The sequence below is a fragment of the Roseobacter insulae genome, from assembly GCF_019375555.1.
GTDB classification, from domain to species: Bacteria; Pseudomonadota; Alphaproteobacteria; order Rhodobacterales; family Rhodobacteraceae; genus Roseobacter; species Roseobacter insulae.
In genome coordinates, this window is the sequence record NZ_JAHXDN010000001.1 from 648,052 (window position 1) to 675,000 (window position 26,949).

A 26,949-nucleotide genomic window follows, 5' to 3' on the forward strand; every position below is an offset into this window, starting at 1 on the left:
CTCAACCAACCCAACCCCAACCTGGAGAGACCCATGAAACTTAAATCTGTTATCCTCGGTATCGGCCTTGCCGCTGCATCCGCCGTGGCGGTGGCTGCGGACACCTGGAAACTGGCTGTCACGGACGTCGAAGGCATGGAACGCCTGCAACTTGAATGGGGCCCCTTTAAGGACGCGCTGGAAGCTGCAACCGGCGACACATTCCAATTCTATGCCGTAAATTCGCGCACCGCTGCCGCTGAGGCACTGCGCGGTGAAACCGTAGATTTCGTCGTCTCCGGCCCTGCAGAATATGTCGTCATCAACAAGCTGACCAACGCAACCCCGCTGATCGGTCTGGGACGGCCTGACTATCACTGCGCCATCATCGTGCGCGCGGACAGCGGTATCAACGTGCCTGCAGATCTGAAGGGCAAAAAGGTGGCCTTCGGTGACATCGGCTCGACCTCGAACATGCTCTGCCCAATGCAGGTTCTGGCCGACCACGGTCTCGACCCTGTCAATGACATCGAAAAAACCCATACCTCGCGCAACATCGCGCATGAGGCGCTCAAGGCGGGTGATGTCGATGCGATTGGTTCCAATGCCGGGTCGTGGCTGAACGTGCGCAACAAGGAACCCGATCTGCCTTACGGATTCTTCAAAATGATCGCGCGGTCGGGCGACCTGCCCAATGACATGATCATGGTGGGCGCGCATGTGCCGTCCGAGGCGGCCGATCTGGTCAAAAACGCGATCCTTGAAAATAAACACGAGGTCATCGCGGGAATCACCGCCCATGAAGAAAACGACAAATATGTCGGCATGGATCTCGTCTCGATTGATGACAGCGCATATGACTACGTCCGCTCGATGTATTCCAACGCGGGCTTCCCCCAGTTCGATACCTTCATCGGTGACTGATCTTGGCGTCAAAAACCGGGCTGCGCCCCTTGCGCAGTCCGAACCCACCGGGGCCGCATTTGCCCCGGTGTCGCCCGTCGATATCGAGGCGCGGGGCGTTACCAAACGTTTTGGCGAGACGCCGGTTTTCTCTGACGTGAGCTTTCGTCTGGCGCGCGGCGAGGCCGTGGCGCTGGTGGGCGCCAACGGGACCGGTAAGTCCACGCTGCTGCGCTGCCTGATGGGGCTTATTCCGGCGACCGACGGCAGTGTGCATTTATTGGGTCAGCAAACCGACAGGTCCAAAGCTTCCGTCCTGCGTCAGCTTCGGGCAAATGTTGGCCTTGTGTCTCAGAAACACAATCTGGTGCCGCGCCTGTCTGTGCTGTCAAACGTCGTTCATGGGCTGCTGGGCACATACCCCGGCCTGCGCCACTGGAGCCATACTCTGGCCCCGCCACCCTCTCGCGCCGCCGCCCTGCATGCGCTGGAACGTGTCGGCCTGGCGCATTTTGCGGGCCGCCGTGCGGACCGTCTGTCGGGCGGGCAATCGCAGCGGGTCGCCATCGCCCGCGCCATTGTTGGTGCACCTAAGGTGCTGTTTGCTGATGAACCCTGCGCCTCACTCGACCCGTCCGCAGGTGAGGATGTGATGGAATTGTTCTTTCGCCTTGCCCGGGACGAAGGGGTTACGGTCGTCTTTACCTCTCACAACGTCACGCATGCGCTGAAGTACGGCGACCGGGTGCTTGGCCTTGCGCAGGGGCGCATGCGGCTTGACGCAACGGCCGCCTCGCTCAGTGCACAAGACCTTCGGGGGCTCTATGACTGATATCGCACCTGCCCGCTTCGAGCGGCCGTCGGCCCTTAGTTTCCTTGGATATGTTTTTGGCCTGGTGATCATCTTCTGGTGTCTCGCAGGTGCCGGATTTTCTGTTGAGAAAGTGGCCAGTGCCCCGCCGCGCTTTGCCGATTTCGCATCGCGCGCCTTCCCACCGAACCTTGCGCCGGATGTGTTGGTCCGGTTGGGCTGGAAAATGGTCGAAACACTGCAGATCGCCATCGCCGGGGCTGTGATCGGTGTCATTCTGTCGGTGCCTGTGGCGCTGGTGGCGGCGCGGGGGCTCATCGCCCCTCCATGGGTCAACCAGATCGTGCGCACCGCCTTGGGTTTCATCCGTGCGGTGCCGGACATCGCCTGGGCGCTGGTCTTTGTTGTCGCGGTGGGTCTTGGCCCCTTTGCGGGCATGCTCGCCATCGTGATCGACACGATCGGTTTTTGCGGGCGCTTCTTTGCCGACGACATGGAAGCGACGGAAAAGGGACCAGCCGAAAGCCTGACCGCCACCGGCGCGCGCAAGATCGATGTGGTTGCCTGCGCTACCATCCCTGCTGCCATGCCCGCGTTCATCTCAACCTCGCTCTATGCGCTGGAAAAAGCGGTGCGTTCATCCACCATTCTTGGTCTTGTGGGCGCGGGCGGGATCGGCATCGAACTGAAGGTCGGCTTTGATCTCTTTGACTATCCCACGGCGATGACGGTGATCCTGATGATTTCCGTTGTTGTTATCGGGATCGAACAGGTGAGTGGCTGGACCAGAACCAAAATTATCGGAGAACAGCAATGAAGACGGATACAGCCGATCAGCACTGGAACAATCAGTGGGCGGGCATTGAGCCGGGCAGCAAGTGGCTGACGCCCGAAGAGGACGTCAAAACCTGGGCGACCGGGCTGGCCAAAGGTGCCCGCATCCTCGATCTGGGCGCAGGCGTCGGGCGCCATGCGCTGTGGCTTGCAGGGGAAGGGTTTGACGTAACAGCCCTGGATGCGGCCCCCGAAGGTCTGGGCGAGATTGACAAGGCGGGCGGTGTGCAGACGGTGCAGGCCCGGATGGACAGCCTGCCGTTTGAGGATTGCAGTTTCGATCATGTGCTGAGCTGGAACGTGATCTATCACGGGGACGAGGACATCCTGCTGCGCACCATCAGCGAAATCCGGCGGGTCCTGAAACCCAGCGGCACCTATTTGGGCACGATGCTGTCCAGGCGTCGCCTGCCGCATGAACAGGCCAAGTATCCGGGCCGCGAAATCAGTCGCAACGCCTGGATTTTTGATGCACCGGGCACCGACAAGGTCCATCCGCACTACTTTTGCTCTGCGGCTGACCTCTTGGCCTTGTTCTCCGGCTTTGAGTGCCTCAGGCTGGAAGATCGGGAGCACGAGAAACCCGGCTCCTGGCACTGGCACCTGACACTGGAACGGCTTTAGATGATCACCTTTGAAGGCGCGCAGGTCTACCTGCCGACCGAGATTGCGGAGACAACCGTTACCGTGGCGGAGGGCCAGATCGCCGAGATTGGCGGCACCGCGCAAGGCGAGGTGATAGATGCGCGTGGCCTGATCCTGGCCCCTGCCCTGGTCGACGTTCACGGTGATGCGTTCGAACGCCAGCTGATGCCCCGGCCCGGCGTCTTTTTTCCAACCGAGACGGCGGTGATCGATACTGACAGACAACTGGCCGCCAACGGCATCGCCACCGCCTATCACGCCATTACACTGGGATGGGAACCGGGCCTGCGCGACGTCGCGCGCGGCGGCGATCTGATACGCGCCATGCGCGATCTGGCACCGCGGCTGACCGTAGAGAACCGGGTGCAACTGCGCTGGGAAACCTTCGCTTTCGAGGCCCTGGACGTCATCGAATGGGCGCTTTCAGGGCCACTGTTGCCAGCAATCGCCTTCAACGATCACACATCCATGACGATGCGCGCTTATGATGTATCAATTCAAGATCGTGCGTTTGAACTATCGCCTGATTTTTCGATTGCCTCGCTGGATGATGAACGGATGAGAACGCGCACGGCCTCCAAAGCCCATCGCTCAGGTCTGAGCGAAGACGACTACATCGCGCTTCTGGGCCGCGTCTGGGACCGGCGTGCTGAGGTGCCGGATGCGATCGCGCAGGTTGCTCAGATGGGCCGGGCCGTCGGTGCGCCAATGTTGAGCCATGATGATACCCGCGCTCAAACCCGCGCCTACTTCCGTGATCTGGGGGCCAGTGTCGCTGAATTTCCGATGGTCATGGAAGCCGCAGATGCCGCGCACGCAGGAGGTGATCCGATCATCTTCGGTGCGCCCAATGCGGCGCGCGGCGGCAGCCATATCGGCTCACTCGGTGCAGGCGACATGGTCGAGGCGGGTCTGTGCGATGCGCTGGCCTCGGACTATTTCTACCCTTCCATGCTTGCTGCTATCGCCAGACTTGACGATGAGCGCCGCGCGGATCGCCTTTCGCTCTGGTCACTGGTCTCGGCCGGCCCTGCGCGGGCGATGAAGCTGCACGACAGAGGCGGGATCGCAACAGGCAAGCGCGCTGACCTGGTTCTGGTGGACTGGCCCGATGGCGCAGCCCCGGCAATTCAGGGAACCTGGATCGCTGGCCGCTGCGCCTATCGTGGTATCCCCGCCGAACGATACGGATCACCAAGGCCCGCTTGAAGCGCGACAGCACCGCATGTGATTTTCTGTTGACGATGGCCGTGATGCACCGGGCGATAAAGCGCGGGGTCGCAGCGGTTTTTGATCCTAAAAAGCACATCTTCGACCCCTCCACGCCAGGTGAATTCGGCGGCGCAGAAAAAAACATCGTGATCCACTTCGTCGAGCAACTCCTGCACAAAGCGGGTAAACCGCGATGGATGGCACAAACGTCTCACCCGTTTAGGGCGTGGATTGTCCCGCGTATCGAAAGCGGATTGATACCTTGCCACCTACCGGGGTCACGCAACAGGCACGTTGCCCTGTTGTTGCTTCAAGAACCGCTTTCTGGTCTGGCGTGTTGAAAAGAGACGCAGTGTCCAGAGTACTGCCTATTGTCCTTTCGGGCGCTTGATCGAATCTTTGTCGTCAACGATGCTGCAAACAACACGTCAGTAATGATCGCTGGAAATTCGTCGGAAGTTCGGAGAAGCGTCCGGGCCCCAAGTCCGGTCTCCGCCGTGGTGTCTGACCTTGCTCTGGCGATCCGACATCGAAGGCATCGGAAAGACCTTGCTGATCAGCGAAACCTGGGGCTGGTATTTGAAAGATCAGATCGTCGGGTCGTGCGAACGTGCAGGCGAGTGAGAGGTCGATATTGATGGTTGCACGGTGGACTCCGATGGCGGTGAGGTATTTGACAGATCCTTGCGCAGCAAAGCGAAGTTGCGGTTATACGCCTTGAAGAAGAGGTAACATTCATCGCCAAGGATCGGCGCGGTGCCGAACAACGCGTCGAACCTCGTGTTCGCCGCCATCCGGGCAATCGTCTGCTTTTTGCACCCGGCCAGCAGTCGCAGCCGACCAACGCTTTGTCCTGCACGGTGCGCGTTTTCCTCGCTCTGATTTTGTGTCGTAGCAACTCAGGACGGTGGAGGCGTTGCAGTCAAAAACCCGCTTTCGACCTTGCCCATCCAACTCACAGAGTCCGACTGTAACGGGTTCGTGTTCCGCAAACCGATCCATTGGTATCGAAAATAATGGCGTTTTTCACTGCTACCTTCACCGCATTTTAATTGATCGCCCTTAATAGCCGCTTCTCAGAGCTAGGCAGCGCGAAGATCTGATCTTTGATATCACTCTACTGGCTTCGTCGGAAAAGGGAGGCTCACTCGATGACGCTCAACAAAAGACTCACACTGATGATCGGCGGACTGGTTGCAATCTCCTTGGGGATCGTGATCTGCGTGGTTCTGATCACTGGGAAAAATACCACAGAAAAACTGATCGTGTCGCAATTGGCAGACAGTCGGGACGCTGCAAAAGACGGCTTCAATGCTTATTTGACAAGCATCGAACAGGATGTTGACCTTTGGTCGTCGATGGCGCTGACGCGGGACGCATTGACCCAGTTCTCGGCCTCATGGAGCGCAATTGGCACCGACGCGACAGAGCAATTGCAGCGGCATTACATAACAGACAATCCAAATCCCGTGGGGGCAAAGCACAATCTGATTTCCGCGAATGACGGTAGCCAATACTCTGATGTCCATCGCATCTACCATCCAAGTTTCACTGCTCTGCAACAGGAGCGGGGCTACTACGACGTGTTCTTGTTCGACACCAATGGAAACCTTGTATACTCCGTGTTCAAGGAGCGTGACTTCGCAACGAATTTCGAAGATGGTCCATTCGCTGGTTCAGGATTGGGCGAGGTGTTTCGTGCCGCTCGCGATGGCATAACCGGAGAAATAGCATTCACAGACTTCGCTCCGTATGCGCCCAGCGAAGGTGCGCCAGCCAGTTTCATTGCCAAAAAAATTGTGGACGACAAGGGAAACTTTCTGGGTGTCCTAGCATTTCAGATGCCGGTTGACGCGCTCTCCGCTCTGGTTGGCGACCGCGGGGCCGGAATTCACGCTATGATCGTAGGTGCCGATGGACTTCTCCGAAATGACGACCTGCGCTTCGGCGAAGATACACTGCTCAAACACGAGATTTCCGGGAGTGCATTGGCGGCAGCTCTTTCAGGAAGCACCAGCACGGCGACTGATGTTCGGGACGGTGTCGCATATCTGCAGGCCGCCGCACCGCTGGAGTTTCAGGGCGTTTCCTGGGCTTTCGTCTCTGAAATTGATGAAAACCTCGCATTCGCGCCAATCCAGGCGATGCGCAACAAATTGCTGTTACTTTTGATAGGATGCCTGAGTGTCGCAATCGTCGCTTCTGTGCTTCTGGCGCGATCGATATCCAAACCTGTGGTTTCCCTGACCAAAACCATGAGCAAGCTGACCGAAGGCGAACTGGACGTTGAAGTTCACCATAATGACCGAAGCGATGAAATCGGTGCAATTGCCAAAAGTATCGATTACTTCAGAGAGAAACTGAAGGAAGTAGAAGCTGCGCGCGCCGAGAAAAGCGCGGCCGAAAAACGCGAGAGAGATGCGCTCGCCGAGCAGCAACGCGCTGAAGCTGAGGCGCTTGCAAAAGAGAAGGAAGCCGAAGAGCAACAGAGGCTTGAGGCAGAGGCAAAACGCACTTCTGAACTCGCAATTGCTGCGGAAATCGCGAAAGTTGTCACTGCCTGCGCCGATGGTGATTTTAGTCGGCGGCTCGATATGACTGGCAAGGACGGCGTATTTGCTGAACTCTGCACCGGTATCAATCAGATTGCCGAAGTCACTGAAGCGAACATCGCAGACGTAGTGGCCAGCATCAACGAGTTGGCGCGAGGCAACCTGGGCGCCCGGATTGACGGAGAGCGTCAGGGGGCTTTCCGCAAGATGCAGGATGACTTCAACGCGGCACTGATCACGCTTTCCGAGACCATGGCGATTGTACTGCAAAGCGGGGCAACTGTATCTTTGACCTCTTCGGAGCTTGAGAAATCATCAGTCGAGATGGCCCAACGCGCCGAAGACAATGCGGCAGCTGTCGAAGAAACCTCGGCAGCGGTGGAACAGATCACCGCGAGCATCCGTCAGGTCGTGACCAATTCAAAAGCTGCAGATGAAGCGACCCAAAGGGTGCGTGAGAGCGCTGACAAGAACCGTGCTATTTCCAACGAAACCGAAGCTTCGATCAACGCCATGACAGAGGCTTCCGCGCAGATTAACCGGGTTGTCAAGGTCATTGAGGACATTGCGTTCCAGATCAATCTTCTGGCTCTGAACGCTGGGGTTGAGGCTGCGCGCGCGGGCGAAGCGGGTCGAGGTTTCTCCGTGGTGGCCTCCGAAGTGCGCGCCCTTGCTCAGCGCTCACAGGATGCTGTTCAGGAAATTAGTGAAGTAATTCAACAGAACAACCTGAGCGTAGAAGCCGGTGTCGAGAAGGTCGGTCAATCCCGCAAAGCGCTTGACAGCATTATCTCCGAGGTTGAGGTCGCGGCGGGCCAAATCTCTGACATCGCAACAGCGGTTGAACAGCAGTCGATGGGCATAGGGGAGGTAAATTCAGCGATCAGATCAATCGATTCGACTTCGCAAACGAATGCTGCGGCTCTGGAAGAGATGACTGCTGCGAGCGTATCGTTGAGCGGAGAGGCAAAGGCTCTGGGCGACGCACTCAACCACTTCCACGGTGTTTCCGAAGCGGCGGCCGGGATCGGGAAAACGACAGTCGTTCCGTTTGATCGGAATTCGACCGGCAACGCCAGTGTTCGACCCAAAAACGCTGCATCTGCTGGCGGGGGAGGTTCTGTTGATGATGGTTGGGCCGAATTTTAATCATCTCAGGCATTTGAAAACCCACTCTCCCAGGTGTCGCTTTGCATCATGGGGAGTGGAAAAGCTTGGGTACGTGGCACCCCACTTGCCCTGCTGAAAGCCCACCGTTGAGAATAGTGACTTTTACTGTGGCCACGCAATGCGCTCCGCGCCGGAACCATCCCAGCCGCTGCTTTTTGCCGGTGCGGGTTTTGCGATGCCATCTACCAGGCCTTCAGCCCGAGAGGTTGAAACCGCCCGCCCTTGCAGCGGTCGCTGTTTATGGTTGACGACCGCGAAAATGTTGCAGTTGATTTGGATGCTGAGCTCTGTGGGGCGCGTAACAACCGATATTGCGACATCGCGCCTGGCTCCAATTGACTTTTCGCGCAATTGCATTCCGAGTTCGATCAGGGTTGCAAGTTCTCCCAAGGCCTGACCGGGCCGCCCGTGTGATACGCGCCATCGAAGGTTCCGGATCAACGTATCGATCTCATGGGTCTCAAAAGCGTACAGGTTGCGCAGTATGGTTTGACAGGTGGTGTCGACATGCCGGATGCAGACCGAGATATGCCGCCAGTCAACTGCGGTCACTATTCCGCTTCCGGATCGCCCTGGATTGGTATCTGTCGGAAGCCGGCCCAAACGCCATCGCACTACAAACTTGCCGTTCAGACGCTTCGAAAACATCCTGATTGCGCCGGACAGCTTCGCGGCGGCGGACAGGCTTCACCACATTTTCGTGGAATATCCTGAAGCATTACCTTATCCAAGGTCAGATCGGCGATCATGCGCTGTAGCTTGCTGCTCACGTCTTTGAGCTGCCTCGACCAACGTATCTCCGATATGCCCATCCCCGCATAGATTTTCCTGCGTCGATAGAACGTCGCTACCGCGATCCCCATGTTGCGAAAGACCTCGCCAACCGTCGTTGCCGCTTCAGCCTGTCTCAGCGCAAAGGCAATCTGCTCGTCGTTAAATCGTCTGCAATCCTCCCCCCTGAAGTGGTCCTCCGCTGTGTTTAGGAAACGGAGGAGACACATGGCAAAGAGGCGATCCAAGCCGGAAGGGATTGTCACAACTCTACGCCGAATTGATTTTCTGACCGGGCAAGGTATGCCACGTCTTGATGTGACCCGGCAGATCGGTGTGACGGAGCAAACTTTTTACCATTTCAGGAAGAAACACGGTGGAGCAGGCACAGATCAAATCAAAGAACTGAAGCGCCTGCTGAAAGAGAGAACGCGTGCGCAAGGCAGTCTCCGATCTGACGCATGACAAGCTGATCCTGGCGGAAGCTGCGAAGGGAAACGTCTGAGCGCCGCCGGTCGTCGCGTCTGCATTGATCGAGTTCGAATTGACCTGAATGTCTCAGCGCAGCGGGCTCGCCGGGTTCCAAGGCATCGTTCGACGCAGCGCAAAGTCGCGGTGGGCCGTGCTGATGACGAAATCCTGGTGTCTGACAAGATCGAACTGACCCGGCAATTTGGTCGATATGGGTATCGCAGGATCGCGGACTTGCTGAGAGATGCTGGCTGGCAAGTGAACGACAAACGTATCGAAAGGCTGTGGCGACGAGAGGGGCTGAAAGTGCCAAAGCAACAACCAAATAACGGGCGAATTTCTTTCGGGATGTGTCCCGCGCCTTGCCCGATCACGTAGCAACCTTTTGCCCGGCCGCGCAGGGTGTTCTCTGGGACGCAGACCAGCCGATCCCCTCGCAATGGGGGTTGGCCACATTCGTGCATAAATCGGTCCCGATCATCGGACAGGTCCAGGGCTTTGTTCACAAAAGCTATTCACCTGTTGGCTACGGTGATCATCCGAGACCCCGCAGCGCGCATGGTATTCGGATCTATGACGACAGGTTGGATCGCTCCATCAGCGTCACGCATATGCACGGGTTGCGTGATCTGAACGGTAAGATGGACACGCCCGCGCGGGCAGACCAAGCACGGCGACTTCTTGATCTGTCACAGCAGGTTTCAGAGCCGGACGACCTGAGGATCGTCTGTGGTGATTTCAACGTTGAACCCGACAGTGAAACGCTTGGTATTCTGGCCGGGGCAGGCCTGTCCGAGCTGGTGACCGGTCTTGGGTTCACCACTACGCGAAATGCACAATACAAAAAGCCCGGCAAATTCGCGGATTACATGCTGATCAGTGACGCCAATGCGATGCAAGGATTCGATGTGATCTACGATCCAGAAGTTTCAGATCATTGCCCGTTGGTGCTTAGAACTTAGCGCTCATACGAACAGTGCCGTATTTCACCGCCCTGACCTCAACGGCAGCTTCGTCCGGGAAGCAGCCCTTGCAGCCTGAATGGAGGTTCAGAGGAACAAAGGATCAGCTCTCGCAAGCCTAGCGAGGCGCGCGGGGGTCAGCCGGGAAATTGGACGCGAGCAATACGATGAGGATGCACACCATCGGGACCGGATCAGGCGTGGGAGGATCTGCCTACCATACGAGGCGGCTTGCAGAGAACCTTGTCAATCTGGCCACACTACACCGAAATCTGTAACTACATCGTTGATCTGCGCAGGTGTCAGGGCGTTTGGATGCAGGCCGCGTGTCATCATTGCGAGCCGCGCGGTGTCCTCCAGCTCTTCAACGGCGTTGCAGGCGGCTTCGACATCCTTACCCGCGACGACCGGGCCATGGTTGGCGAGCATGACCGCGCTGCGCTTACCTGCCAATCCGCGCACTGCCTCCCCCATGGCCGGATCGCCGGGCACGTAGAACGGCAGTAACTTCACCTTGCCCAGCTTCATAATCGCGTAAGGGGTGAGCGGCGGCAGGAAGTTGTCCAGATCGACCCCGGGCACCATCGACCAAGCGACAGAGTGGCAGGAATGCAGATGCACAACGGCACCGGCAGAGCTGCGCGTGTCGTAAAAGGCGGCGTGCAGCGGCATCTCCTTTGTAGGCGGGTCACCGTCGATCAGTCGGCCAGAACGGTCAAAATGCGACAGTCGCGCGGGGTCCAGTCGCCCGAAACTTGTTCCCGTGGGTGAAACAAGAATCCCGCCCTCCGCTGTTCTGGCGGAGATGTTGCCCGTCGATCCGCCTGTCAGGCCCCGATCGAACAGGGACTTTGCCAATATGCAGATCTGCTCACGTAATGCCGCGTCAGCCATTGACGCTTCCCAGAACCTGCGCGGCCTTGGCAAAGTAATCCTCCGCACCGAAATTGCCCGATTTCAATGCGAGTACCAAGGCGTCATTGGCCCGCAGCGCCGGTACACCGGGGTCGATCTCCGGCCCGATTTCAAGTGTATCCAGCTTCAACCCTTCGACGACGGCACCTGACGTTTCGCCCCCTGCGGTCAGGATTTTTCCGATGCCCGCATCCACCAGTTGCTGCGCCAGGGTGGCGAAGAACGTCTCTAACGCGGCGGCGCTTCTCGTGCCACCAAAACGGTCTTGGATCGCTGCGACGTGATCTGGATCCGCTGAGCTGTAGGCCAGTGGCACGCCCTTTGACTCCAGCAGCCAGTCAGTCACTGTTTGCGGTACAAGCGTGCCCTCGATCACCTTCGCCGCGTCGATTTCATACGTGGGATTGGACTGGCCATGCAAAGCCACCTGCGCGCGTGTGGCGGTGGAACATGACCCTGACAAGGCCACGCATTTTCCTGGCTGCCCGCGCCAAGCGATGCCCGCTTTCGAAATCTGCCCGCGCTGCGCAAAATTGCGAGGCAATCCAAGCGCCACGCCTGATCCGCCTGTGATCAATGGCAATTGATCCGCCGCCTTGCCGATCTCCAGCAGGTCCACGTCTCGCAACGCATCCACGACGATGAGACGCTTGCCGGCACGATGTTCAGCATCCAGCGCGCGCCCGATCGCCGCCGCACCTTCAAGGACTGACGTAGCCGCGACATGACCGACAGGATGCGTTGTCTGCCGTGCGAGCCAGCGCCGGATGTCAGGATCAGTCATCGGGGTCAGCGGGTGGTTTTGCATACCACATTCGTTCAGCAAGACATCGTTGACGAACAAGTGGCCTTGATAGACAGAGCGCCCCGTCCCGGGGAATGCCGGGCATACGATGACTTTATGCGCGTCCAGCGCTTCTGCCAGCGCCTCCGCAACCGGGCCGATGTTGCCGTCTGGCGTGGAATCGAAGGTGGAGCAGTATTTGAAAAAGAACTGTGTGCATCCCTGCGCCTGCAGCCAGCGCAACGCTGCAAGCGACTGGCTCACTGCGTCATGTCGATCGAGTGAGCGCGACTTGAGAGCGACCACCCCCGCCTCAACATCGTCAGCCGCAGGGCCGCTCGGGATACCCACATATTGCACACAGCGCATGCCCTCTTTGGACAAGGTGTTGCCCAAATCGGATGAGCCCGTGAAATCATCGCCGATACAGCCCAGCAGCATTACACGTCCCCCGGCAAGGTCAGCCCGGCATTGCGGGCATAAACCTTGGCCACTGCCGCGTCGTCTTCCTTTCCCAAACCGGACCCTGCCGCCGCGAGAAACTGCTGCATCGCTGCTGCGGTCAACGGCGCGCCGAACCCGGCGGATTTGGCGACGTCGAGAACGATCCCAAGATCCTTGGGCCAGATATTCACTGATGAATGAGGGGTGTAGTCCCCGTTGACGATATGCGGCGCACGATTTTCCAGCATCCACGACGTGCCCGCACATTTACTGATCACGTCAACAAAGGTTTGCGGTGCAACGCCTTGCGTCATGCCAAAGGTAATCGCTTCGGCCATCGCGGCGATATGCACACCGGCGAGAAGTTGATTGACCGCCTTCATCGCGGACCCCGGCCCTGCCGCGTCACCGAGTTTGAAGATACTGGCCGCCGTGGCCTCCAGAATGGGATCTGCTGCCTTGAAGGCGGCCGGGGTGCCTGCCGCCATGACGCTTAGCGCACCCTCTGCCGCTTTCTTGGCACCACCGGAAATGGGTGCGTCGAGGTAGTGCAGGCCCAATGACGCGCATTTCGTTTCCATCTCGCGGGCGAAGTCAGGGGCGACGGTTGCACAGGCGATGACCACTGCACCTGACTTGAGCGCAGTTGCGATACCATCTTCGCCAAACAGTACGTCCTGTGTTTGCGCGGCATTCAGGACCACAACGACGAGAGCGTCGAGATCGCCCGCAACCTGCTCCAGTGTGCCCTCTGCGCCGCCATCCTTCCGGAACGCGGCAACCTGTTGTGGATTAAGGTCGTAGCCATAGGTCACATGGCCCGCGCGCAACAAGGATTTTGCCATCCCAAAGCCCATGGAACCAAGTCCGATTACTGCGGTTTGAACGGGCATTATAAGGCACCTTCCGGGTTGTTGGCTAAATGCAGAAAAGCGTGGGCCGCATCTGTCCGGGTTGTCTGGACGCGCCAGACCATTCCGGAAGACGTTATGAACATCTCCATACCAGAAGCCCCGCCAAAGCACAGGTTGGATGTTTGGGCGGGCAAACGGATTTTGCCCAGACAATGGCCGGCCTGATCAAGGCAGTGAACACCATCCATTGCACTGGTCCAGAGAATTCCGCCGTGATCAATCCGCAAGCCGTCCGGCACGCCGGGCGTGATCTCTGCAAAAACGCGTCCATTTGACAGAGCAGTCCCCTTTACGTCAAACACGCGGATATGATGTGGGCGTTCGTAATCGATACCTGGAAAACTCGCGCCGCGAATGGCGCCGGAATCAGCGATGTATAGCTGCGTCTCATCCGGCGAAAAGGCCAGCCCGTTGGGCTTGTCAAAGTCAGTCGCAACTGCCGTCAATGTCCCGTCGGGACCTGCGCAGAACACGTAACACCCGCCGATTTCGCTTTCAGCCGGGTAGCCTTCGATATCCGAGTTGATGCCGTAGGGCGGATCTGTAAACCAGACGGACCCGTCAGAGCGGACAACGACATCGTTTGGGGAATTCAGCCGCTTGCCTTGATAGCTGTCGGCAATCACCTCGACCCCAGAGGCGTCTTCGGGTGACAATCGTCGGATCACGCGCCGCCCGCCATGTTCGCACGATATCATCCGCCCTTGCATGTCCCGTGTATTTCCATTGGCGAATTCACTGTTGGAAAGCGCCGTGCTGACGCCTTGTCCTTCGCGCCACATCATCATGCGCTTGGCGGGGATGTCGTTGAAATAGAGCCGGTCGCCCATCCAAACCGGCCCTTCGGTCCATGTCATGCCCTCCCCGATACATTCGGGCGCGCGGTCCGTGTCGATCATGTCGGCGAATGAGGGGTCAAAGATCTCGTAAGCGGCATCCATATCACGGGTCCTTTCTGCGTAGGGTCTGAAGCAGTAGCATCACGATGATGATCAGGCCAAAGATGATGTTGCGCCACGCGTCGGAAATCTGCATCACCGACAGGATAGAGGTCAGAAGCGTGATGAACAGCACTCCACCAATGGTCCCGATCAGGCTTCCACGCCCGCCCAGGATTGATGTGCCACCAATGACGACGGCCGCAATCGTTGGCAACAGGAACGGGTCGCCCATCGACTGATACGCCTGGTTTGCGTAACCGGCGAGCATCACGCCACCCAGCGCCGAACACAGGCCGGCGATTGCGAAGGCCGCGAAGATAACCGACGGGGTGGAGACACCCGATAGCAGGGTTGCCTTCTCATTGTACCCGATCGCGGACAGATAGCGCCCGAACCCGCTGCGTGTCAGCAGGAGCGCCATCACCCCCGTCACGGCCATCCAGACAACAAAGGCAACCGGGAAACCCGCCACGGTGCCGGTCGCAAGCCAGATCATCGTGCCGCTGGCCTCGCCCTTCGGGTTGAAGCCACCGGTATTGAGAACGGCCACGCCGAGCAGCATGGAGTTAACGGCGAGGGTCCAGACCATTGACGGTATGCGCAGGATCGCCACACCTGCGCCGTTGATCACTCCGACCACCGCACCAAAAAGCAGCGCTGCCGGGATCGCCATGCCCGCCAAAGCCGGATCGCCGGACCCCACCAGTGACGTTGACACGATGGCGGCACCGCCCAGCACCCAGGGCACCGACAGGTCGATGTGCCCCAGAAGGATAACCAAAGTGGCCCCAAGCGCCAACAGCCCGAGAAACGCTGCGATCTGCAACTGTTGTGCAAGGTAGTCGAGCCCGAGGATCTGAGGGAAGAAATAGCTTCCGCCCAGAACCAGAAGAACCGCACCGCCATAGGGCAACAAGGCGTCGACACCGGGAAGAGCCTGCGTGACCTTGCTCATTGCGCAAAGACCTCCAACCGGTTTTTGACACGCAGTACGCCTGCGCCGCCGATGGCGATGGCACCCGCGAGGATCAGGCCTTCGATGAAGGGTTGCGCCAAGGGCGGCAGGCCGGAGAAGAACATCAATGATCCGATGGTTTTGAGGATGAAGGCACCTGCCATGGCGCCGGTCAACGTGCCGACCCCCCCGCGAAGCGCGACTCCCCCCAGGACAACGGCGGCGATGGAATTCAGCGTGAAATTTGGTCCTATTCCGGCATCGCCAGTTGTCGTCACAAAGCTGAAATAAAGCCCGGCCAGCCCGGCAAACAGACCACCCATCGCGAAAGAGGCCAGCCGGATCACGGGTACCGGCATCCCCGATTGAAATGCCGCCTGTTCCGAGGAACCCACCGCGTAAAGCCCAAGGCCCAGGCCGGTCCGGCGCAGGGGCACCCAGAAGAGGCCAACGACCGCGGCTGCAATGATCAGGGCGGTTGGGATGCCGAGCACGTCCAAGGTGAATGCATCCGCCAGATCGTAGTCGATCTGCCCCCCCGGTGTCGGGCGCAAGAGCAAAGCCAGGCCAACGAACAGAGAGGCCGTGGCCAGTGTCGCCACGATGGGTTGCAGGCGGCCGAACACAACCAACGCTCCGTTAACGAGGCCGCAGGCAATACCCACGGCCAGAACCGCAACGATCCCTAGACCCATCTCCAGACCTGAGCCGATCACCAGATAGGATGCCACGCAATTGGTCAGCGCCATGACCGCGCCGACGGACAGATCGATGCCGCGCACGATCACTGCGAAAAACTGGGCAATCGCGGCCAGGGCAAGAATTAGACACTGGTTGGCCCAGATCGTCATCACATAGGTGTTCGGGCCACTCGGGTGCGTTGCAAGATACAGCGCAAGCAAGACAGAAAGCACCGCGATTGCGATCGCTTCGCGTTGATTGGACCTGAACAGATTACGCATTGGCGGCCTCTGAGCGTTCGGTGGTTGCGGGAATATTCAAAGACGCGGCAATGATCGCCTCGGCTGTGACGTCCTTCCCGGTCAGGTGTCGCACGATGCGGCCTTGGTAGAAAATATGCGTCTCGTCACACAGATGGATCAGTTCCTCGTAGTCGGTTGACAGCAAGAGGATCGCAACGCCGCTGTCGGCCAATCGGCGCAGCAGCGCATAAATCTGTGTTTTGGTTTTCACATCAATGCCGCGCGTCGGATCAGCCAGCAGCATGCATCGCGGTCCGAGCGTCAGCCATTTTGTCAAAGCCACCTTTTGCTGATTGCCGCCGGACAGCTGACTGACCGGTTGGTCGAGACTGTCACACTTCAGTTCAAGAGCATCCAGAAACGGCTGGTAAATCGTTTTGTCCGCCGCATCGATCCCGTGAGTTCCAAGGGCCGCCAGTTCCAGATTTCGGGCAATGCTCTGATCAAGAATGAGGCCTTCGGTCTTTCGGTCTTCTGGCACGAGCGCGATACCCAGCTTCGGATCTTTTGCCTGTTTGGGGTGGCGGATCGACACCTCCGTTTCGCCAATAAGGCAGCGCCCCGTTGTCCCCTTCAGCAACCCAAACAGCCCCTGCAGGACATCCCCTTGCCCTTGGCCATCCAGCCCGCCAAGCCCCGTGATCTGACCCTTGCGCAATACGATGGAGATATCTTGCAGCCTGTCCGACCAACCGAACGCTTCAAGGCGCAAAACCTCGTCGGCGTCCGGATCGGCCTTCGGTTTCGCCGGGAAAAGGTCGTCAATCCGCTGTCCGACCATCTTGCTGATGATTGCTCCGTAATCGTAGGCACCGTTGTCAAATGTTTCAACATGTGCGCCATTGCGAAAGATCGAAATGCGGTCAGCAAGCGTTTCGATCTCGTGAAACCGGTGTGAAATAAAAAGCACACCTACGCCCCGGTCACGTTCCGCGCGGATCAGGCGAAACACTTTTTCGACGACGGATGCGTTCAGGGCGGATGTCGCCTCGTCCAAGATCAACAGTTTCGGATCGCGCGTCAGGGCCTTGGCGATTTCGACCTGCTGACGCTCTGCCAGTGTCAGATCGGCAACCCGTGTCGTCAGGCCGATCGCCTCGCCATCTATCTGCCCAAGGATGTCCTGCGCGCGTTTGACCACGTCGGCATTCAGCCGTCCCAGCCCGGTTCCCACCGCGCCCAGCATCAGGTTTTCGCGTACACTGAGGTCCGGCACCAATGACAGTTCCTGAAACATGCAGATCAGCCCGCGGGAGATCGCGTCAGAAGGTCCCTTTAGCCGGGTGAGCTCGCCGTCAATTTCGATCTCACCGGCGGTCGGTTGAATGACCCCCGACACAAGTTTCATCAATGTCGATTTGCCAGCGCCGTTCTCACCCAGGATCGCGTGGATTTCCCCGCCATAACAGGAAAAATCGACGTCGGATAAAGCATGGGTTGCACCATAGACTTTAGAGACTCCACGAAGGTGCACAATCGGGTGTTCAGATCGAGACATCCAAAAATCTTCCGTGAGAAAAGCCGTGTTCCGGCGACGCAGCGCCGCCGGAACCCGTTACGTAAGGATCAGGTGTTATCCGCGCTTTGGCCGAGGAGTTCTTCTGGCGTGAACGGCGCAAAGCAATCAGGGAAACCGGTACCTGTGTTGAAGGATTTCGGCAGATCGGGGAAATAGTTCACCCCAGCCTCAAGATCCGCTGCCGCCACCTGTGGAATTGGCAGGAATACCGTCTGGGGCAGCTTGTTTCCCTGAAGCAGCGCCACAGCCGCTTCAAGCGCGACGGCGGACATTGCCGGGGCTTGTGAAGCGGAAATGCCGGGTATGTTGAGCTCATCCATCAGCATGCGGACTCCGTTCTCACCGTCCACGCCCATTGGCACAATCGGATGCCCGGCCGCCTGCATCGCGTTGATCGTACCGGCAGCGCCATGCTGAGACACGACAGCGTCAAACTGCCCGTGCGTGGCCAGCGCGTCTGCGACGACCTTCTGACTTGTCCCGGTATCCCAGTTGCCGACCACCTCGACAATCTCAAGGCCGTCGATCTTATCAAAAACGCTCATCATGCCTAAGCGGCGATCGCGATCCGTGGCATTGCCGGGCAAGCCGTTCACCATCAGGATCTTTTTGGCACTGCCGCCAAGCTCGTCCATGACTGTCTGCGCTTTGAGGCGGCCGAGTTCCAGCTGGCTTTCGTTGATCTGAACAACCTTGTCGGTATCCAAAACGTTGTCGAAAGGCACCAGAACTGTTCCTTGACGTTCTGCCCGGCGGATCACCGGCTCAAAGGCGCTCGGGTTCACCGCGATAAAGGTGATTGCATCGTACCCTGCGGCGATAAAGTTATCGATCGCCGCAATCTGCGCGGCGCTGTCGTTACCGACCGAGACAACGGTGAACTCTTCGATGTTTGCCGCGTTTTCGGGGCGCGCTGCCCATGCTTTGGACGCCTGAATTGCGGCGATGCGCCAGTCATTCCCGGCAAAGCCATTCACAAACGCAATTTTATAGGGTCCGTCTTTCGCCTCACCCTGAATAGTTGCTGTCCCCGGCGCGGGGGCAAAGCATTCTGCCCGATAAGTCTCTGCGGATGCATGTGACGCTGCAACGACCGCCAATGCGGTGCCCAACAGTAACTTTTTCATTTGGTTTCCTCCCAGAAGTCCGTGATCAAAGTCTATGTTTACGTAAACATATGGCAATACTGAATGTTTACGTAAACATATGTCAAGCGATTCGGTGGGACGGCCTAAAGTCCAGAAAAATGGAGACCGGTCTTGGCTGATCGAAAAACAGCACAACCAACCATGGATGATGTTGCGGCGCGTGCCGGCGTCAGCCAGATGACCGTGTCGCGCGTGATGAGCGGGAAGGGCTATATTTCCGAGAAAGTGCGCGACCGGGTCCACGCCGCGGCATTGGAAATCGGCTATGTCCAAAACCGATTGGCCCGTGGGTTGCGATCCGAAGAAACGCCGTTGGTTGCCGTTGTTCTTCCGACCTTGGGGAACACCGTGTTTACCGAGGTCCTGAGCGGCATAACAGATGCCCTGACGGCGCAAAGCTTCCGTCCGGTGTTTGGCTTGACCGAGTATTCGGAAGAACGGGAGTACGAGCTGGTGCGGGACCTTCTGTCTTGGCGACCATCGGGAATACTGCTTGCCGGGCTCGAACACTCCGCTGCCACGCGACGGGCGATCGCGTCGTCCCGCGTGCGCGTTGCCGAGATCATGGATATTGATGGCGCACCAATTTCAACCGCGTTCGGGTTCTCTCAGATCTCCGCAGGTCAAGTCACGGCAAAACACATGCTGGCCAAAGGTCACCGCAAATTTGTCTATGTCGGAAGCCAGGGCGGATCCGATCTGAGGGCCGGAAAACGCCTTGAAGGTTTCCGGCAAACGCTGCGCGAAGCGGGGGCTGCCTTGATGTCCGAGGTTGTCAGCCAGCAGCCATCTTCCATGATCGAAGGGCGTCGCATGACAGCAGAGATACTTTCGCGATCTGACCGGCCAGACGCAATTTATTATTCGAATGATGACCTTGCCGCAGGTGGGATCATGCATTGCTTCGCGCAGGGTGTGAGCATCCCGGACGACATTGCGATGGCGGGTTTCAACGGGCTCCCGTATCTGGACGCGTTGCCAATCAAGCTGACGACGATCAAAAGCCCCCGCTACGAGATTGGCAGGCAGGCCGGGCAGTTCCTGGCGATGCCCGCTAAAAAAGATGGGAAGACAACGCCGCAATTGATTGATCTGGGTTTTGAACTCAGCGTTGGACAGACCTGTTGAAATCGACGGCCGAAACGGGCTGTAGCGGTCATCCCGACCGGGCGGCGTCTCGCGTCACAATGGGACAGATGCGCAGGGTGCTTGATTGCCCACCGCCACCGCGGCTTGTCTCCCGCGAACTCGGACAGGGTTGTTTGGTCTGAAACCTACTTGGCGTGGCAATATCGCGCTCAGGCCAGGTGATAGAGAGCCACGATCGACGCGCCGTAAACAAAAAGCACAAGCCAGGAATCCAGCCCGGCGCCAAGATACCGAGGTGTCCGGCGGATAAGGATCCCCGCCGCGTAGATCGCCGTGACAAGGATACCGGCGGAGATGCTGAGTTGGGCACCTTCGGTCGCTTCGTTCAGTATCGGCCCTTGCCGGTAGGCGATATCGGCAGGCAGAAGAAGGGCGAGCATGATGAGATTGCTGCCAAGGATGTTGGAAATTGCCATCGTGTAAGCGCCGATCCGGGCCGCCGCCAGCGTTGTGCTCAGTTCCGGAAGCGATGTTGCCGCTGCAAGCAGGGTGACGCCGATGAAGGATGCGCCGAGGGTCGTGCGCGCTGCCAGCAAATCGGCGCTGAGGGCAAGGGCGGTACCGCCCGCAATGATCACGCCGCTGTAGGCCGTCGCCTCCGTTAACAATCGACGCGTGCTGGACACCTCAGGCGACCGTAGCCGTGATCGCAGGGTTTGTGCCCGCTCTTCTTCATCCGGCAGATCGACCGGCGCCCAGCTTTCCTTTTGATCGAACGTCCGTTGCAGCAGAATCACGAGCGGAAATCCTGCCGACAGAAGGATTGCCCCAAGCCCAATGCCATAAAGCACCTCGACGTCCCCCAGAAATGTCGTGCACAGGAGCATGCTGAGCAAGGCAATCAGCATCACGGCCAGAAGCGCATAGGTGGGTTTCCGAGGCCAGGAGGTCAGTGCGTAGCGCACCAAGAAAATGTCCGCCACGGCAAGAATGGCGGTCTGCATCGTGATCCCGCCGAACAGATTTCCCAATACCAGGTGGGCGTTGTCGACCCGTGCCGCGGTGACGGTTGTAACGATCTCGGGCAGCGAGGTGACCGTTGCGAGAAAGATCAGCCCGACGAAATCCTTGGCGAGGTTGAAGCGCTCTGCGATTTCATCTCCGACCAGCGCGAGCCGGGTTCCCGCCAGCCAGACGAAGAGCGCTGCAATAAGAAACACGACCGCGAGACCTGCCGTCGAGATATCCGGCATCTGCGTCATGTGCACCCGATGTGATCGCGGAAATCTTTGCCGCAGAATTCCGCGCTTTGAACACTCTGCCCGGAAGGTGCGCATGCCATTTGCATCGGATTTTCAGTGCCGAGGGACATCGGCAACATAGCGGGAAACGTCTGCGCCATAGTCGAAAGCCTGCTCCGTCTCTTCCGATCCACGCACCTTTGCGCACTGGTTCCTGCCAGCCGTGGCAAGCTGAAACCAACTGATCGCGTTTCTTGATGTCGAGGTGAAAGCGCCCGACAGCATTGACCTAGCACGCGCAGGCGTGATCCGGATTGAGCCTGATCAATGCTCAAAGGGAAAGGGTCGCACGCCAGAGACGATTGTAACCGTCACCCTGAATTCGGAGGCCGGCCGATGCCAGCGGCTGCGACCAGCTTGCCCTTGATCCTCAATCGGCACCCAGATCCGGTGGGCGAGCGAAACACAGGAAATGCGTCTCCGACCCGGTGATCATGGGGGTGGCTTTGACCTCGTGCGAGAGATTGACCTATCTCAATCCCCCTGAGCGCAAAGGGCCTTATCCAGATCTTGCAGCCGCTGAGGAGATGGAACCATGAAACCTCAAGTCGAGATAACCTTCAAGGACATCGAACATTCCGATGCGGTGGAAACACGTATACGCGAGCGCGTCGCGAAACTGCTGGCGATGAGCGAAAACATCCGTCGATGCCATGTCTGGGTACGGGTGCCACACCGCCGTGGCCGCAAGCCCGCGGCCTATGTGATCGATCTCAGCGTGCAGATGACCGGATCCAGCCTGCATGTCGATCATCGCCCCGGTGACGACACTGCGCACACCGATATCTATGTTGCGATCCGCGACGCCTTCAACGCGATGGAGCGTCAGCTGCGCAAGTGGAAGGAGCAGCACAAGGGTCGTCCGCAAACGCATGAAACACCCCTGCAAGGGCGGATTGAGTCCCTCGACGGCTACGCAGAATGCGGCCAGATCGCAACAACTGACGGGCGGTTGATCTATTTCCACCGCAACAGCGTGGTCAATGATGGGTACGACGGTTTGAACGAGGGGGACGTGGTCGAGTTGAGCGTCGATACCCGGGACGCGGAGGAAGGTCCCCATGCCCGCTTTGTGCGCCCGGTCAGTACACTTCGTTTTGTGAACACGCCGAACACACGTGTCTGACGGCGGTGCGACCGTTCTGATCCGCGCCGGGGCACGGTGGCTAGTGTGGCCGTGCCGGAAGTGCACCGCCTTGCCACCGGGTCACAAACGCTGAATGCCGCGACACCGGATATTCCTGTGAAAATTGGCTATTTCCTGCGGTTCCCGAGTGAGGCCGCTGACCGTGTGGTCTATGAAGATATCCATCATCGCGACGGGGGTTCGACAGCTGCGCGCACCACCAATGATTGACCTGCGGGCGTGAGCCCGGTTGCGCCGCAACGTCTTTGCGCGGGCAGCCCCGAACCAAAGGGAGTTGGGGAAATCCAAATCATACGGCATAACACAGACTATAGATCGCGCCGCGCTGGTGTGGGCGCTGTTCAGCGAGCTTGCCTATCCCGGGCAGCTTCGTCCGGCGTGCTCCGGAGGGTTCAACCGAAGACGTAAAGGCTGTCATGACGCCGGAAATTGCCCTTGTTCTGACCTTGCTCGTTTCGGCCCTGATCCTTCTAGCAAAAGAAATCCTGCCGGTCGAGCAGGTGTCGTTGTTGCTGGTCGCCATTCTCGCGGCAAGCGGTGTTTTGCCTGCAGACGTGGCGTTTCAAGGCTTCGCCAGTACAACCGTTATTATGCTTGGATGCGTCATGGTTCTGTCGCGGCGCCTCGCGGAATCGGGGTTGATTGCACGCCTGTCCGCGCGGATCAGGCAAAACACCAGACCCGGGTCGCGGAGTACGCTGGCCTGGCTCATGACTGTCTCCGCTGGTCTCTCAAGCGTTGTGACCAACACCAGCACAACCGCAGTTCTCATTCCGGCGGTCTCGGAGATGGCGCGTCGCAGTGGGGTCCGTCCGGGGCGCTTTCTGATGCCCGTGGCATTTGCCTCGATGATGGGCGGGTCGGCTACGCTGATCGGAACTTCGACAAACCTTGCCGCCAGCGGCGCAGTCTCCCGTCTGGGAATGGAGCCCTTTGGCGTGTTCGAGTTTGCCATGGTGGGTCTCGTTGTCAGCATCTCGGGCATTGTCATGATGACGGTGCTCAACCCGTGGCTGCTGCCCGACAACCCCGAAGATACCGAGCATCTTCCCGCCGCTGCAAAGCAGTTCATGGCCACATTGGTCGTGCCCGCAGGTTCGCGCAGCATCGGGATGGCGGTGGGGGATCTTGGCTTGGATGCCCGTGCACTGACCGCGCTGGCTGTCAGCCGGGACGGCGGGCGCGTGGCCGCACACCCCCGCCGCAAGTTGCGCGAGGCGGATCGGGTTATCGTGCGCGGCGCGCGCGCCGGGTTGTTGGACGCACTTGGCGACCCGCTGCTTGGCCTGGATCTCGATGTTCCCGCCCCCTTGGATGAACCTGCACATTTCATTCTGGCTGAAGCCATCCTCCTGCCGGGCGCGCGCTGGATTGGACAGACCCTGCGTTCCGCGCGCGCGGAACTGGGATCAAACCTGTGCATACTCGCCCTGCACAGGCGCGGGCAGGAGACCGCGGCCCTGATTGAGCGTATGCGCCTGAAGACCGGAGACGTTTTGCTGATCTCGGGCCCGCGCGATCAGGTTGAAGCCTTGGATCGGGACCCCGACTTGTCATTGTTGATGCCGCCTGAACCCGGACCTCCGTCCGAAAGGGAGGGAAAGCACACGGTGGTGGCGCTGATCTCGGCCATTGCCGCCGGGGCAACGGGCCTTCTGCCCTTTTCGGTTGCGTTGCTCATCGCCGTTCTGGCCCTTGTGCTGACAGGTCGGTTTTCCCTGCAGGACATGTTTGGGATGATCAGCTGGCGGATTCTCATCCTGATCGGGGGCATGTCCAGCTTCGGTGTGGCAATGCAGACCTCAGGCACCGCATCCTGGCTTGCGGGCAATGTGGTATCAGCGCTCGGCGGGTTCGGTCCGGTGGCGCTGCTGCTGGGTCTGGGGGTGCTGACCATCATTCTGACACAGCCCATGTCGAATGCTGCGGCGGCGCTGACGGTGCTGCCGGTCGCGATTGGGGTGGCTGACCAACTGGGGGCCGATCCACGTCCGTTCGCGGTCATGGTGACGCTGTCGGCCTCGCTGTCCTTTATCGCGCCGTTCGAACCCGCGCTGCTCCTCGTTTACGGTCCCGGGCATTACAGCATTCGCGATTTTCTGCGCGCCGGAATTCCGCTGACGCTGGTGTCACTTTGCATTCTGCTGGTGCTCGTCCCGCTTCTGTGGCCGCTCGGCATTGCGGCCTTCTGAAATCGCGCGATGCGTCTTTTAGCGCCCGGCAACCACCAGATCACGGTTTCAAGACGTTCCAGCCAAAATGATCACGACGTCTGCGCTGGTACTCGTTGGGGCTGCATCACACCATTCGGCGGTCGATTGACGCTCGCTGCACTTGTCGCGCGTCAATCGTCACGCGCGCGGCCCATGATATCGTTGAAATCAACCGGCTTGTTCTGACGCCGGTGCATCAAGGAGTGGTGCTAAAAACTTCTTTGTCAGTAACGTATGGCTGATGTGGTCCACGATGCTTTCGTTTCAGCCGCGGCATTTGCTGGCCGAACTGCGGCGCTACCTACGGCGACCACGGACCGCTTGCTGTCGGACGTACAGATTGATTTCTAGTCCTCCAAGACCTCGACCGCGGCCTCGCGCCGGCGGGAAGCAGGCAGCGAGTCCTCGTGCAGACGGTTCATATGGTGCTGGATACGCCACAGATGATAGGCAACCCGGTGAAGCCAGCGCAATGCGTCAAGCCGCAGAATGGCTTCATCGTCTTCCAGCTGCCCCGTTGAGGCGCGCACAAAGATGCGGTGCCTGTACACTTCGCGGTGGCGTCGCAGCGCGAGGCGCAGCCGATTCATCCGGGCTTCGAGGTCGGCCGCGTCAAAGTCCGTGCCCGCATATTTTGCAAGTCCCCGCACCAGATTGCGCCGCCGGCACAACGTGTGATCAGCATCGAGGGCATTCAATCTCTGTTCCTGGGTGCAGCGAAAATACAGCCTTCCCAAATGATCCATCACGTGCAGCGCTGACAGGATCCGTCGCGATCGCAGCGCATCGGGAGGCCCCGGAGAGATGGCGTCGACGAAACGACGTGTCTCGGCCAGTGCAGTCGAGATGGCATGCAATTGCGTGACGTCCTCACGCGCCGTTTCCGAGTAGTGCAGGCGTCGGGCCAGGAAAGCGAATTGGGCGTTCACGATCTCCCCGACCGTCGAAATTGCAGCGTCCGTGGCTGCATCCGGGTCGCGCAGCATTTCCTCGCCCAGATGCCGGGTCAGTTCGGGGCCGCGTTCCGGTACAAGCTTGATAACCAGATGCGCGAAGGGCCTGACAAAGGGAAGGATGATCAGCACCCCCAGAATGTTGAAGGTGGAGTGGAAGGCCACCAGCGCGATCTGGCTGTCCCCGTTTGCGGCCACCGATGACGCGAGCGCTGTGAATGGACCCAGCAGCAGAAAGGCCATGAAACCGGTCAGCAGGTTGTAGATCACATGCGACAGCCCGGTGCGCCGTGTTGCCGTGGAGCCGCCAACCGTGGCCAATGCGGCGGTGAACGTGGTGCCGACGTCCATGCCGATCACCATGGCTGCCGCTTGTGGCAGGTTGATGGCGCCTGCACCAAGGGCCGTAAGCGCGGTTGCAACGCCAGCGCTGGAAGACTGGGTCACAACCGTTATCAGCACGCCAATCAGAACAAGTTGCAGCCTTCCGGTCATGCTGTCCTTGGGAAAGCTGGCCGGGGTCACCACACCTTCGAACCCGGCCATGCCCGCCTTCATCACGTCTATTCCGATGAAAACAAGGCTGAACCCTGCCAGCGCGGTTCCCAACAGGGCGATACGTGATACGCCGAACAGACGCATGATAGCACCCACGAAAATCAGCGGTAGGGTGATGTCTCCGAGGGTCAGCTTAAAGCCCAGGATCGCTACGAGCCAACCGGTGATCGTGGTGCCTACATTGGCCCCGAATATGATGCCCAGTGCCTGCGGAAAGGTCAGCAATCCGGCGCTGACAAAGCCAACGGTTGTGACTGTTGTCGCGCTGGATGATTGAACAAGCGCTGTGCTGACCGCGCCCGTGGCGGCACCTTCGAGGGGCGTTCGGGTGAAGCGTGCAAGGAATGTGCGCAACGTGGTCCCTGCGAGGTCGCGAAGCCCTTCGGTAAGCAATATCATCCCGAAGAGGAACAAACCAACGCCGCCGAGGGCCTGAATAGCATCACTGGTCATCCGGTGAGTATCGGTTGCATTCCACGCGCAGGCAATCGCCCGATCACCGTAGGATCGGGGTCACATGAATGCGGGTATGTCGGTAAGCTGATGCTGCGTCGGGTGCGGATTTACGCAGCTGTGTCCACTTTGGGATCTGAAGTTCCCCCCCAAGGCGATATTGTCAAAGATTACAGGAGCGGCGCAGAGCCGGCTACGATCTCGGACACCTGAAAATGTTGAGAGACTGATCATCAGCTGCAATGAGCTTCTTGGCCGGGGCACGCACCCGGCGCGCGGCGGTGACGTTCTGTGGAGGGCAGCGACAGGAGGGGCGACACAA

At 59.0% G+C, this 26,949-nt stretch carries 25 protein-coding genes and 2 pseudogenes; 14 read left to right on the plus strand and 13 right to left on the minus strand.

From position 1 onward, the window contains the following. Positions 1-33: 33 nt before the first annotated feature. Genes KX928_RS03160 through KX928_RS03185 form a run of 6 tightly spaced genes read left to right on the plus strand, consistent with a single transcriptional unit; the run spans position 34 to position 4,725 of the window. Positions 34-903: a PhnD/SsuA/transferrin family substrate-binding protein gene (locus KX928_RS03160; RefSeq protein ID WP_257883494.1), complete on the plus strand. Its 870-nt coding sequence runs from the start codon at positions 34-36 to the stop codon at positions 901-903. Further along, on the plus strand, positions 896-1,714 hold the full coding sequence (locus KX928_RS03165) for a phosphonate ABC transporter ATP-binding protein (RefSeq protein WP_219498824.1): 819 nt from the start codon (positions 896-898) through the stop codon (positions 1,712-1,714). The genes KX928_RS03160 and KX928_RS03165 overlap by 8 nt, the downstream gene beginning before the upstream one ends. Then, a complete protein-coding gene (gene phnE / locus KX928_RS03170) occupies positions 1,707-2,510 on the plus strand; it encodes a phosphonate ABC transporter, permease protein PhnE (RefSeq protein ID WP_219498827.1) in 804 nt (267 codons plus the stop codon). The genes KX928_RS03165 and phnE overlap by 8 nt, the downstream gene beginning before the upstream one ends. Continuing rightward, a complete protein-coding gene (locus tag KX928_RS03175; protein ID WP_219498830.1) occupies positions 2,507-3,151 on the plus strand; it encodes a class I SAM-dependent methyltransferase in 645 nt (214 codons plus the stop codon). The genes phnE and KX928_RS03175 overlap by 4 nt, the downstream gene beginning before the upstream one ends. Next, positions 3,152-4,381 (plus strand): alpha-D-ribose 1-methylphosphonate 5-triphosphate diphosphatase, encoded by a 1,230-nt coding sequence (locus KX928_RS03180; RefSeq protein WP_219498834.1) that lies wholly within the window; start codon positions 3,152-3,154, stop codon positions 4,379-4,381. Continuing rightward, complete coding sequence (locus KX928_RS03185; protein ID WP_219498837.1) at positions 4,378-4,725, plus strand: hypothetical protein; 348 nt, start codon at positions 4,378-4,380, stop codon at positions 4,723-4,725. The genes KX928_RS03180 and KX928_RS03185 overlap by 4 nt, the downstream gene beginning before the upstream one ends. A gap of 246 nt (positions 4,726-4,971) precedes the next feature. Here the strand turns inward: KX928_RS03185 and KX928_RS24295 are convergent, their stop codons facing one another. Continuing rightward, positions 4,972-5,220 (minus strand): DUF4112 domain-containing protein, encoded by a 249-nt coding sequence (locus KX928_RS24295; protein WP_373274788.1) that lies wholly within the window; start codon positions 5,218-5,220, stop codon positions 4,972-4,974. Between the two features lie 315 nt (positions 5,221-5,535). Here KX928_RS24295 and KX928_RS03195 point away from each other — a divergent pair, with 315 nt between their 5' ends. Beyond that, positions 5,536-8,085, plus strand: coding sequence for a methyl-accepting chemotaxis protein (locus tag KX928_RS03195; protein ID WP_219498842.1), 2,550 nt, complete (start codon positions 5,536-5,538; stop codon positions 8,083-8,085). A gap of 123 nt (positions 8,086-8,208) precedes the next feature. Here the strand turns inward: KX928_RS03195 and KX928_RS03200 are convergent, their stop codons facing one another. Together KX928_RS03200 and KX928_RS24300 are read right to left on the minus strand one after the other, a co-directional pair. Continuing rightward, positions 8,209-8,754: a hypothetical protein gene (locus KX928_RS03200; RefSeq protein WP_219498844.1), complete on the minus strand. Its 546-nt coding sequence runs from the start codon at positions 8,752-8,754 to the stop codon at positions 8,209-8,211. Then, positions 8,736-9,107 carry a transposase gene (locus tag KX928_RS24300; protein ID WP_373274789.1) on the minus strand — a complete coding sequence of 124 codons (372 nt, stop codon included), beginning with the start codon at positions 9,105-9,107 and terminating at the stop codon, positions 8,736-8,738. The genes KX928_RS03200 and KX928_RS24300 overlap by 19 nt, the downstream gene beginning before the upstream one ends. On the opposite strand from KX928_RS24300, the pseudogene KX928_RS23935 reads away from it, so the two are divergent. Next, positions 9,106-9,687 (plus strand): annotated as a pseudogene (locus tag KX928_RS23935) (IS3 family transposase); the annotation flags it as partial. The gene KX928_RS24300 and the pseudogene KX928_RS23935 overlap by 2 nt on opposite strands. 11 nt (positions 9,688-9,698) lie before the next feature. Beyond that, the gene (locus KX928_RS03220; protein ID WP_219498850.1) at positions 9,699-10,310 is read left to right on the plus strand and encodes an endonuclease/exonuclease/phosphatase family protein; all 612 of its coding nucleotides are present in this window, start codon (positions 9,699-9,701) and stop codon (positions 10,308-10,310) included. Positions 10,311-10,556: 246 nt separating this feature from the next. Here KX928_RS03220 and otnC read toward each other — a convergent pair whose 3' ends face one another. From otnC to KX928_RS03260, 8 genes are all read right to left on the minus strand, one after another. After that, positions 10,557-11,204, minus strand: coding sequence for a 3-oxo-tetronate 4-phosphate decarboxylase (gene otnC / locus KX928_RS03225; RefSeq protein WP_219498852.1), 648 nt, complete (start codon positions 11,202-11,204; stop codon positions 10,557-10,559). Continuing rightward, positions 11,197-12,450: a 3-oxo-tetronate kinase gene (otnK, locus tag KX928_RS03230; RefSeq protein WP_219498855.1), complete on the minus strand. Its 1,254-nt coding sequence runs from the start codon at positions 12,448-12,450 to the stop codon at positions 11,197-11,199. Before otnK ends, otnC begins: the two co-directional genes overlap by 8 nt. After that, positions 12,450-13,346, minus strand: a complete 897-nt coding sequence (ltnD, locus tag KX928_RS03235) for an L-threonate dehydrogenase (protein WP_219498857.1) — start codon at positions 13,344-13,346, stop codon at positions 12,450-12,452. The genes otnK and ltnD overlap by 1 nt, the downstream gene beginning before the upstream one ends. Beyond that, positions 13,346-14,308: an SMP-30/gluconolactonase/LRE family protein gene (locus KX928_RS03240; protein ID WP_219498858.1), complete on the minus strand. Its 963-nt coding sequence runs from the start codon at positions 14,306-14,308 to the stop codon at positions 13,346-13,348. The genes ltnD and KX928_RS03240 overlap by 1 nt, the downstream gene beginning before the upstream one ends. A gap of 1 nt (position 14,309) precedes the next feature. Beyond that, positions 14,310-15,263, minus strand: a complete 954-nt coding sequence (locus tag KX928_RS03245) for an ABC transporter permease (protein WP_219498862.1) — start codon at positions 15,261-15,263, stop codon at positions 14,310-14,312. Beyond that, positions 15,260-16,225, minus strand: a complete 966-nt coding sequence (locus tag KX928_RS03250) for an ABC transporter permease (protein ID WP_219498865.1) — start codon at positions 16,223-16,225, stop codon at positions 15,260-15,262. Before KX928_RS03250 ends, KX928_RS03245 begins: the two co-directional genes overlap by 4 nt. Continuing rightward, on the minus strand, positions 16,218-17,744 hold the full coding sequence (locus KX928_RS03255) for a sugar ABC transporter ATP-binding protein (RefSeq protein WP_219498868.1): 1,527 nt from the start codon (positions 17,742-17,744) through the stop codon (positions 16,218-16,220). Before KX928_RS03255 ends, KX928_RS03250 begins: the two co-directional genes overlap by 8 nt. Positions 17,745-17,812: 68 nt before the next feature. Then, a complete protein-coding gene (locus KX928_RS03260; protein ID WP_219498870.1) occupies positions 17,813-19,048 on the minus strand; it encodes a sugar ABC transporter substrate-binding protein in 1,236 nt (411 codons plus the stop codon). Between KX928_RS03260 and KX928_RS03265 the strand changes: the two genes are divergently transcribed. Next, positions 19,025-20,041: a LacI family DNA-binding transcriptional regulator gene (locus KX928_RS03265; protein ID WP_219498872.1), complete on the plus strand. Its 1,017-nt coding sequence runs from the start codon at positions 19,025-19,027 to the stop codon at positions 20,039-20,041. The two genes, KX928_RS03260 and KX928_RS03265, sit on opposite strands and share 24 nt — an antisense overlap. 170 nt (positions 20,042-20,211) lie before the next feature. On the opposite strand, the gene KX928_RS03270 is transcribed toward KX928_RS03265, so the two are convergent. Then, a complete protein-coding gene (locus KX928_RS03270) occupies positions 20,212-21,264 on the minus strand; it encodes a sodium:calcium antiporter (RefSeq protein WP_219498875.1) in 1,053 nt (350 codons plus the stop codon). Between the two features lie 574 nt (positions 21,265-21,838). On the opposite strand from KX928_RS03270, the gene hpf reads away from it, so the two are divergent. The 4 genes and pseudogenes from hpf to KX928_RS24305 form a co-directional block, all read left to right on the plus strand. Beyond that, the gene (gene hpf, locus KX928_RS03275) at positions 21,839-22,429 is read left to right on the plus strand and encodes a ribosome hibernation-promoting factor, HPF/YfiA family (RefSeq protein WP_219498876.1); all 591 of its coding nucleotides are present in this window, start codon (positions 21,839-21,841) and stop codon (positions 22,427-22,429) included. A 45-nt stretch (positions 22,430-22,474) separates the two neighbouring features. Beyond that, complete coding sequence (locus KX928_RS03280) at positions 22,475-22,660, plus strand: hypothetical protein (RefSeq protein WP_219498879.1); 186 nt, start codon at positions 22,475-22,477, stop codon at positions 22,658-22,660. Positions 22,661-22,866: 206 nt separating this feature from the next. Next, positions 22,867-24,642: an SLC13 family permease gene (locus KX928_RS03285; RefSeq protein WP_219498881.1), complete on the plus strand. Its 1,776-nt coding sequence runs from the start codon at positions 22,867-22,869 to the stop codon at positions 24,640-24,642. 244 nt (positions 24,643-24,886) lie between these two features. Next, positions 24,887-24,961 (plus strand): annotated as a pseudogene (locus KX928_RS24305) (oleate hydratase); the annotation flags it as partial. A gap of 49 nt (positions 24,962-25,010) precedes the next feature. Here KX928_RS24305 and KX928_RS03295 read toward each other — a convergent pair. Beyond that, on the minus strand, positions 25,011-26,627 hold the full coding sequence (locus KX928_RS03295; RefSeq protein ID WP_219498884.1) for a Na/Pi cotransporter family protein: 1,617 nt from the start codon (positions 26,625-26,627) through the stop codon (positions 25,011-25,013). Between the last annotated feature and the right edge of the window lie 322 nt (positions 26,628-26,949).

Bases quoted from the DNA above. Each gene is read 5' to 3' on its own strand.
- otnC (WP_219498852.1), bottom strand. From the start codon at position 11,204: ATGGCTGACGCGGCATTACGTGAGCAGATCTGCATATTGGCAAAGTCC.
- KX928_RS03195 (WP_219498842.1), top strand. From the start codon at position 5,536: ATGACGCTCAACAAAAGACTCACACTGATGATCGGCGGACTGGTTGCA.
- KX928_RS03250 (WP_219498865.1), bottom strand. From the start codon at position 16,225: ATGCGTAATCTGTTCAGGTCCAATCAACGCGAAGCGATCGCAATCGCG.
- hpf (WP_219498876.1), top strand. From the start codon at position 21,839: ATGAAACCTCAAGTCGAGATAACCTTCAAGGACATCGAACATTCCGAT.
- KX928_RS03295 (WP_219498884.1), bottom strand. From the start codon at position 26,627: ATGACCAGTGATGCTATTCAGGCCCTCGGCGGCGTTGGTTTGTTCCTC.
- KX928_RS03255 (WP_219498868.1), bottom strand. From the start codon at position 17,744: ATGTCTCGATCTGAACACCCGATTGTGCACCTTCGTGGAGTCTCTAAA.
- phnE (WP_219498827.1), top strand. From the start codon at position 1,707: ATGACTGATATCGCACCTGCCCGCTTCGAGCGGCCGTCGGCCCTTAGT.
- KX928_RS03285 (WP_219498881.1), top strand. From the start codon at position 22,867: ATGACGCCGGAAATTGCCCTTGTTCTGACCTTGCTCGTTTCGGCCCTG.
- KX928_RS03175 (WP_219498830.1), top strand. From the start codon at position 2,507: ATGAAGACGGATACAGCCGATCAGCACTGGAACAATCAGTGGGCGGGC.
- ltnD (WP_219498857.1), bottom strand. From the start codon at position 13,346: ATGCCCGTTCAAACCGCAGTAATCGGACTTGGTTCCATGGGCTTTGGG.
- otnK (WP_219498855.1), bottom strand. From the start codon at position 12,450: ATGCTGCTGGGCTGTATCGGCGATGATTTCACGGGCTCATCCGATTTG.
- KX928_RS03270 (WP_219498875.1), bottom strand. From the start codon at position 21,264: ATGACGCAGATGCCGGATATCTCGACGGCAGGTCTCGCGGTCGTGTTT.
- KX928_RS03245 (WP_219498862.1), bottom strand. From the start codon at position 15,263: ATGAGCAAGGTCACGCAGGCTCTTCCCGGTGTCGACGCCTTGTTGCCC.
- KX928_RS24300 (WP_373274789.1), bottom strand. From the start codon at position 9,107: ATGTGTCTCCTCCGTTTCCTAAACACAGCGGAGGACCACTTCAGGGGG.
- KX928_RS03180 (WP_219498834.1), top strand. From the start codon at position 3,152: ATGATCACCTTTGAAGGCGCGCAGGTCTACCTGCCGACCGAGATTGCG.
- KX928_RS03160 (WP_257883494.1), top strand. From the start codon at position 34: ATGAAACTTAAATCTGTTATCCTCGGTATCGGCCTTGCCGCTGCATCC.
- KX928_RS03240 (WP_219498858.1), bottom strand. From the start codon at position 14,308: ATGGATGCCGCTTACGAGATCTTTGACCCCTCATTCGCCGACATGATC.
- KX928_RS03200 (WP_219498844.1), bottom strand. From the start codon at position 8,754: ATGTTTTCGAAGCGTCTGAACGGCAAGTTTGTAGTGCGATGGCGTTTG.